Raw genomic sequence first — 7,341 nt, 5'->3', positions numbered from 1 at the left:
CTATGCGTCCCCTCAAATGGTTTTCGCCTATCGAATTTCTTAATAATAGTGTCCAATATGATTGACAAACCTACATATCTATTAATAAAAAAGTAACGGTGTTATTATAAGAGCTATCGTTTTTGTTGTGCTTTAACGGTCACGGAGATGTTGGACTGTCAAAAAATGAATGCCATATGTATCAAAAAACTACCGCTTGTGCATTGTTTTTACCACTTGTGCAAATGTTGTTGACTTTTTGTTAATAACAATGTATGATTATTGTGAACATTAATGCTATTTAGCAGGAATGTCTGGCTAATGCACAATCAGGAGGAAAATAATGGAGAATAATGAGAACAAAGCAAAAAAACAAAGGATCATAATAGCTGCACTTATTCTGGGCATGATGTTTTGCATAGGCATTACGATTTGGGCTGTGTTTTTTAGAAAGTCAGAAACAAAATCTCTTGTACCTGATTATGCACCTCAGCAGACAGAGCAGAATGCTGAACCTTTGGAGGACAACAGCAGAAGTCTTGATGTGCCTGAGGGTGGCGGAGGAATTTCTCTTGAATACGAAAATACAGTGAATATCAAGCTTTCTGATAAAACAGCTTATTTTAGTTATAAGCATCCAAGCAGTTCAACTCAGGATATCGTGCTTTGTATCGAGGTAAATGGTGAGATCATCGCACGCTCAGGTACTATAAAACCAGGTAATCAGCTTAAAACGCTTCCTTTGCTTGAGGGCGAGGCGGACAAACTTAGTGAAGGCACTTATACAGACGCAAATTTCAGAGTTTTAAGTTATGATCCGCAATCAGGTGAAAAAGCAATGGTCGATACGGTTGCAAAAATAACTGTCACTGTGGAAAAATAAATAACGGAGGAATTTATCATGAAAAACAAATTTGCGATCATTGCCGCATTAGTGCTTGCAAGCACTAGCGTGGTTACAGCATATGCGGTAAATTCAGAAAAAAATGACGGCAGCGAACCAACAAATATCAAGGTTACTGGAAGCTATATTGATTCCAAGTCAACGACAATGTCTGTGGACGTTGAGTGGGAGGAAATGAATTTTACCTACTTTGGCGGACATAAGGTATGGAACCCTGAAACACATAGCTATACCACAGAGTCTGCATGCTGGTGGGATGAGTCTAAGGAGATAACTGTAACAAACCATTCAAATTCGGCTATTAAAGCGCAGTTGAATTTTGCATCAAAGGTTGAAGGACTTAACGGTATGTTTGATGAAGATGTTATTTTATTGGAAACAGCCGAAGGCACCACTGTTGACGCCGCACCTAAAGATTCAACATATTTCAGTGTAAGTGGAGCAGGGATAGAAACAAACAATACAGATCTTGGCACTATCACAGTAACGATCTCTGAAGACATTCAATAAGTAACTGACGCAATGGTTGCTTCTACCCATGTTGATACAACTCTTTATTATGTAACAGGATCAAATGGAGCATGGAGGGTAGTAAGAAACAATGATATTGGGATTGTACCGATAGCGTGATTAAAAAAGTATTCATATCAGGGGGCTTATGATGGATAAGCAAAAAAATGACGGGAAGCTGATCGTATCAGTGCTTATGGTCTGTTTTGCAGTTACCATTGGCGTGATGATATTTGCATTGTGCCGTCCAAATGATAAAAAAAGTGCAGAATTTACTCCACCGCCTTTTGAAAGCACAGCACAGCATGGCAAGCCTGAGGTTTCAGAAAATTTAGGCTATAGCTCTCCGAACAGAGAAGATATGAGCTATGATTTTGCGGTGTGCGGAAACGTCACTATGGAAGGCGATAAGGCAGTAGTATATCTTACAAATATTGAGGGCAACAATGCCTGGATAAAGCTCAGAGTGTTTGACGAACAGGGAAATATGCTTGGAGAAACGGGTCTTATCAAGCCAAACGAGTATGTGAAATATGTTACGCTCTCAAAGACGCCGGAGGTCGGTACAAAGATAAAGCTTAAGATCATGGGTTACGAGCCGCACACTTATTATAGTGCAGGTGCGGCTTCCTTGAATACACAGATAGGGGGTCAAATAGACCAATGAGAAAAATGACTTCATTCCTTGCTCTTGTGCTTGCATTAAGCATACCTTCTGGTGCTTATGCGGCCGAGGCAAAGCTTGATGATAATAACACAACTGCAAATGGAAATGTTTATGCGGTCTATACAGAAGATGTTCCATGGAACAGTGTGCCTGTTGACGACGATGGAAATGCTGTTATTGATTTTCCAGATGGCACAAGCGTGAAGATCGAGAATGCCGATAAAGATAAAAATCTTGTGGTGGATCAGGTCACAGAGAAAGAAGCTCTTGACTGGTTAAACAGCGTCATGGGAAAAAAGTCTGAAAACACCGTAGCATTTCATATTTATTACATTGACGGAGATTCTATTCTGCCGGCCAATGGAATAAAGGTAACGATAAACATAGACAAAGATCAGGTAAATTCCGTTAAAGGTGATGGTACAGTAAGCAGTCTTAAATGTGAAGAGTCTGATGCAGAAATATCATTTGTCACAGACGATGCACCTTTCTATGTCCTTGGTACAAAAGCACTTGAAAGTTCATCAGATATATCACCAGACAGCACTGGTAAAAAAGATGATAGCCTACAAAACAGTTCACAGACAGCAGTTCAAAATGTAAACAAAGACGGTGATAAGTCACCTAACACTGGCTTAGGAGCAGGTGCAGCATTGACAATGTTGCTGCTTGGTGCCGTTGCCGTAAGCGTGTCAAAAAGAACAAAGGATAAATGATCTGATATTCATAAGGCTCGCCGTTTGCGTTGGCGTTATTAAGCAAAAAAAGACTCGCACGAAATTGTGCGAGTTCTTTTTTTATGTAGCAGATATATAAAATACAGTTATATTTCAATATAATCCCAAAGCTCGGAAACAAGTTTTTCTGTAAAGCCCTTGCACAAAAGAAGCTCGTTAGGGCTTTCGTAATAGGATATAAGCTCACGAAGTTCTATGACAGCATTCGCCTTGTCCATATCAATTAGCAGCTTGTCTGATATCTCCTGAGCGTCAGCCTTGTTTATGTTCACTTTCTGCCTGACTTTCTCAGTAGTTTCAGCCGTTGTAACAGTTTGCTCCTCTGTGGCCGGAGGCTCTGTTACAGTATCAGCAGGGATTTCTGTTTGAACAGGCTGAGTTTCTGTGACTGTCGTTTCCTGCGGCATATCATGGTAGTCTGCGCTGTCAACATAAAAATAGCTTTTGAGAAGCGCAAGTGTAGAGTCTCCGATGCCGTTTACTTCAAGAAGCATATCCATGTTGCTGATAACACCAACTCTGTCACGATATGCTATTATTCTGTCGGCTGTTACCTCGCCTATGCCGCTCACCGCCATAAGCATTTCCTTGTCAGCCTTGTTTATGTCAGCAGGAAAGCTGTATTCCTCTTTGGTTTCAGAAATACTGCTTGTGACGGCTTTTGATGTCACTGTTTTCTTTGTGGTGTGTGCCTTTGTAGTCTTGCTAATGACCTTTTCACTGCCTGAATTGTCCACCTTGTCAGCCTGAGAGCTGTCAGCAGGCGGTGTGAGTATCACCACATCATCACGCTGTGGTCTGTTAACAAGTGCAGAAGCGATCGCTGTAGTAATGGCGATCGCAACTGCGATCAAGCCTACGAAAAGTTTTATTCTGCTTGTTTCTACTTTTGAAGCATCATTTTCTGTCACATTCGATTTTTCGTCTTTGTTGCTGTCTAACTTGCTGTCCATAATTGATTATTTTTCTGCAAGCATTTCGTTGAGATTTTCCACCATTTCTGACATCTTCGCTCTTGTGATGTCTGGAACATTTGTAAATGTAACAAGGGTTCTCAGTGGCATATCTCTTATCATTGCTTCCATCATTTCTTTTGCAGAAGCGCCAAGATCGTCGGAAGCCGTGTCGCCAAAACCACAGTCTATTTTGCTTAAAATGTCCTCGAACATAGCTCTGCCCTCTGGGATAGAATTTATCTCGCCACAGGTGGTGTTCAAGGTGAAATGCACTGGGAGTTTTGTATCGGAAGATACATAAACAGAAGTCGAAAGTCTGATATCTCTTGAAGAAGAGCCTGCCTCGATAATAAACTCACCATATTCAACGAACCAATCGTGTATATCAGGCTCGTAGTATGCAAATGAACGCTTATCAAGGTGGAACACAGCCTTTTTGGTCTCGCCGGCTTTAAGGAAAAGCTTTTCAAAGCCCTTAAGCTCACGGACAGGTCTGCGCACTGAGCTTTCCTTGTCGGAAACGTAAAGCTGGACGATCTCCATACCGTCTCTGTCGCCTGTGTTTGTTACGTCCACCATGACCGTCAGGGTCTTGTCGTCTTTTATCTCGTTTTCTGAAACAGTAAGATTGCTGTATTCAAAGGTTGTGTATGAAAGTCCGTGACCAAATGGGAACAGTGGCTTTATGCCCTTTTCATCATAATATCTGTAGCCCACGAAAATTCCCTCGGCATAGTCAACATCGTCCATATTTCCCGGGAAATTAAGATAAGACGGATTATGTGAAAGCTTTTCAGGGAAAGTTTCCGCAAGCTTTCCGCTAGGGTTAGCTTCGCCAAAAAGCAGAGCCTTTTCAGCAGTGCCGATGTTCTGTCCGCCAAGATACATTTCAAGTATGCCCTTCACCTTATCTGCAAACGGCATTTCAACAGCCGAGCCGTTGTGGAGGACGATAACAACGTTTTCATTTACCTTAGCAACTTCATCAATAAGCTTTAGCTGACAATCAGGCATTCTCATATGCTTTCTGTCAAATCCCTCAGACTCAAAGCTTTCGGGCAGACCTGCGAAGATAACGGCAACATCGCTGTTCTTGGCAAGCTCCACAGCTTCATCGAGAAGCTCGTCAACAGTTTCGTCACGGTCGGTGACGAAGCCCTGTGCGTATGTGATATTATCCATGCCCTTGACAGCTTCAAGAGCAGATGTTACCTTAAATGAATTTATGTGAGAGCTTCCGCCGCCCTGATAACGTGGCTTGTCGGCAAATTCGCCAATGAAAGCTATCTTTGCAAACTTGTCAAGCGGCAGTATCTTATCATCATTTTTGAGCAGTACCGCACATTCGGACTCTATCTTGCCTGCAAGCTCATGCTGTTTTTCTTTATCCCACTTTGTTGCAGGGGCATAGCCGTCCTCGGCTTTCTGAATAAGCGTAAGCACGTTTCTCACAGCCTTGTCAAGGTCTTTCATTGAAAGCGAGCCATTGTTTACGGCTTCTATGATAAGCTCGTCATTTTTGCCGTTGCTGGTAGGCATCTCAAGGTCAAGACCTGCGGCAATGCCAAGAGGTCTGTCATCAACTGCGCCCCAATCGCTAACTACAAGTCCTTCATAGCCCCATTCGTTTCTGAGTATATCAGTGAGCAGGAGCTTGTTCTGAGAGGAATATTCGCCGTTTATGCGGTTGTATGAACACATCACTGTCCAAGGCTTTGCTTCCTTGACTGGTGTTTCAAAGGCACTTAAATATATCTCATGGAACGTTCTCTCATCAACGTTGGCAGAATAGCTCATACGTCTTGTTTCCTGATTGTTCATAGCAAAGTGTTTAAGGGAAGTTCCTACGCCCTTGCTCTGAACGCCCTTTATGTGTGCTGTGGCAAGCTGTGAAGCAAGATAAGGGTCTTCTGAGAAGTATTCAAAGTTTCTGCCGCAAAGTGGTGAACGCTTTATGTTACAGCCAGGGCCAAGTATAACTGAAACGTCCTCAGCCTGACACTCCTCGCCAAGAGCCTTGCCGAGAGTTGTAAGCAGCTTTCTGTCAAAAGAGCAGGCAAGTGCGCAGGCACATGGGAAGCATACTGCCTTGATAGCTTCGTTAGGATTGTCTGTATCATCACGCATTTTTCTAAGTCCGTGAGGGCCGTCAGACACCATTATGCTTGGTATATCCAGCCTTTTTATTTCCTCAGTGTGCCAGAAGTCAGAGCCTGAGCACAATGAAGCCTTTTCTTCAAGTGTGAGTTCCTTCAAAATCTTGTCTATGTTCATTGTGAAAACCTCTTTTCTATAAAACTATAGTTTGATTGTAACACAATTTTCTATGAAATTCTATATATTTTGTGCATATTTTACATAAAGTTAATATTATCTTCGATTAGTTTGGTAAGAGCCACCCTGAAATCCTCGTCCTGCTGTTTGGTGCGCTTTGGTGGACCTTTGAGCCTGCCACCGCTTCTGCGTATCTTCTTTGCAGTATGTCTTGATAGAAGCAGTGCATCAATGTTGGAGCTGTCATATATCCTGCCGTTCTGGTCCAAAGCAAGGATGTTTCTTGCAAGACACATTGCCGCAAGCCCATAATCCTGCGTCACGGCAATATCGCCCTTTAGAGCGATGTTCACAAGCTTCATGTCTGCACTGTCTGCACCCTTGTCGACAGTTATCACCTGTGCATAGTCAGAACTGAAAATATGCGAGCTGTCGCAAACTATGATACATTCAAGCCCATGGCTTTTGCTTATAGAAACTGCGATATTCGTGACAGGACAGCCGTCAGCGTCTATAAGTATCCTCACGCCTTGCCGCCTTCTATATAAAATGTAGATTCCATATCTGCAATGTGGGTCGCCAGTGCGAGAGGATACATTTCAAGGGCAAGACCGATACTGTTCTTGTTTTCTTCTCCTGAAAATCCCATATGCCAGCGTATAGCCATGGCTTCCTCACGGGTCAGTCGCATATAGCTGCTTACTATGTAGACCGACTTTTCACCGTGACCATATGGCAGTGTTTCGTGAAATTCATAGTATGGGACTTTCTCCCACACACCCTGTTCGTTCTTGGCGTTGCGGTAGCTTACTCTGTAAAGATTTACCTTGCAGATGTCATGGAGCAGTGAAACGATAGCAATGCTCTCGTCAGAGTATTCCATGTTGTAATCTTCCTTTACACGCTCACGCTCCAGATAGCTTTTCAGGCACTCATAAACGTGTATGCTGTGTTCGCACAAGCCACCCTCGTATGCTCCGTGGTATCTTGTAGAAGCAGGTGCAACAAAGAAGTCGCTGCTTTCTGAAAGCAGATAATTGAGCAGCTTTTCCGAACCCGGGCGCTTTATGTTTTCTGTGTAGATCTCAACGAATTTGTCTTTAAGTTCTGTTACCTTTGACATAGTTGACCTCCTGTAAAAATATTATATTATGATAAGCTTTAGCGTTTTAGTTTTACCAAACTAATTATAACATATTTTTTGTAAGATTAACAGTACTTTTCGCTAATTTTTGCATTTTGTAGGTTTGTCAATCATATTGGACACTATTATTAAGAAATTCGATAGGCGAAAACCATTTGAGGGGACGCATA

General features: G+C 42.4%; 8 protein-coding genes. 4 read left to right on the top strand and 4 right to left on the bottom strand.

Annotated features, from left to right (window positions below):
- Positions 1-322 precede the first annotated feature (322 nt).
- The 4 genes from AB5Z01_RS13310 (at position 323) to AB5Z01_RS13295 (ending at position 2,776) form a co-directional block, all read left to right on the top strand.
- On the top strand, positions 323-862 hold the full coding sequence (locus tag AB5Z01_RS13310; RefSeq protein ID WP_287216416.1) for a hypothetical protein: 540 nt from the start codon (positions 323-325) through the stop codon (positions 860-862).
- Between the two features lie 18 nt (positions 863-880).
- Positions 881-1,393, top strand: a complete 513-nt coding sequence (locus tag AB5Z01_RS13305) for a hypothetical protein (RefSeq protein WP_287216415.1) — start codon at positions 881-883, stop codon at positions 1,391-1,393.
- Between the two features lie 151 nt (positions 1,394-1,544).
- Positions 1,545-2,060 carry a hypothetical protein gene (locus AB5Z01_RS13300; RefSeq protein ID WP_195221813.1) on the top strand — a complete coding sequence of 172 codons (516 nt, stop codon included), beginning with the start codon at positions 1,545-1,547 and terminating at the stop codon, positions 2,058-2,060.
- A complete protein-coding gene (locus tag AB5Z01_RS13295; RefSeq protein ID WP_287216414.1) occupies positions 2,057-2,776 on the top strand; it encodes an NPXTG-anchored protein in 720 nt (239 codons plus the stop codon). The genes AB5Z01_RS13300 and AB5Z01_RS13295 overlap by 4 nt, the downstream gene beginning before the upstream one ends.
- A gap of 107 nt (positions 2,777-2,883) precedes the next feature.
- On the opposite strand, the gene AB5Z01_RS13290 is transcribed toward AB5Z01_RS13295, so the two are convergent.
- From AB5Z01_RS13290 to AB5Z01_RS13275, 4 genes are all read right to left on the bottom strand, one after another.
- Positions 2,884-3,750, bottom strand: coding sequence for a helix-hairpin-helix domain-containing protein (locus AB5Z01_RS13290; RefSeq protein ID WP_195221811.1), 867 nt, complete (start codon positions 3,748-3,750; stop codon positions 2,884-2,886).
- A 6-nt stretch (positions 3,751-3,756) separates the two neighbouring features.
- Positions 3,757-6,027 carry a glycoside hydrolase family 3 C-terminal domain-containing protein gene (locus tag AB5Z01_RS13285; RefSeq protein WP_195221810.1) on the bottom strand — a complete coding sequence of 757 codons (2,271 nt, stop codon included), beginning with the start codon at positions 6,025-6,027 and terminating at the stop codon, positions 3,757-3,759.
- An 80-nt stretch (positions 6,028-6,107) separates the two neighbouring features.
- A complete protein-coding gene (locus AB5Z01_RS13280; protein ID WP_195221809.1) occupies positions 6,108-6,554 on the bottom strand; it encodes a YaiI/YqxD family protein in 447 nt (148 codons plus the stop codon).
- Positions 6,551-7,150, bottom strand: coding sequence for a hydrolase (locus tag AB5Z01_RS13275; RefSeq protein WP_186491524.1), 600 nt, complete (start codon positions 7,148-7,150; stop codon positions 6,551-6,553). Before AB5Z01_RS13275 ends, AB5Z01_RS13280 begins: the two co-directional genes overlap by 4 nt.
- Between the last annotated feature and the right edge of the window lie 191 nt (positions 7,151-7,341).

The sequence above is a fragment of the Ruminococcus sp. RTP21359st1_H3_RTP21359_211015 genome, assembly GCF_040909065.1.
GTDB classification, from domain to species: Bacteria; Bacillota; Clostridia; order Oscillospirales; family Ruminococcaceae; genus Hominimerdicola; species Hominimerdicola aceti.
Note: the sequence above shows the minus strand (reverse complement) of the source record. Positions and strands in the feature narration are given on the sequence as shown.

What these genes read in the sequence shown, in the direction of transcription:
- AB5Z01_RS13300 (WP_195221813.1), top strand. Translation starts at nt 1,545, where the DNA reads ATGGATAAGCAAAAAAATGACGGGAAGCTGATCGTATCAGTGCTTATG.
- AB5Z01_RS13275 (WP_186491524.1), bottom strand. Translation starts at nt 7,150, where the DNA reads ATGTCAAAGGTAACAGAACTTAAAGACAAATTCGTTGAGATCTACACA.
- AB5Z01_RS13305 (WP_287216415.1), top strand. Translation starts at nt 881, where the DNA reads ATGAAAAACAAATTTGCGATCATTGCCGCATTAGTGCTTGCAAGCACT.
- AB5Z01_RS13310 (WP_287216416.1), top strand. Translation starts at nt 323, where the DNA reads ATGGAGAATAATGAGAACAAAGCAAAAAAACAAAGGATCATAATAGCT.
- AB5Z01_RS13295 (WP_287216414.1), top strand. Translation starts at nt 2,057, where the DNA reads ATGAGAAAAATGACTTCATTCCTTGCTCTTGTGCTTGCATTAAGCATA.
- AB5Z01_RS13285 (WP_195221810.1), bottom strand. Translation starts at nt 6,027, where the DNA reads ATGAACATAGACAAGATTTTGAAGGAACTCACACTTGAAGAAAAGGCT.
- AB5Z01_RS13290 (WP_195221811.1), bottom strand. Translation starts at nt 3,750, where the DNA reads ATGGACAGCAAGTTAGACAGCAACAAAGACGAAAAATCGAATGTGACA.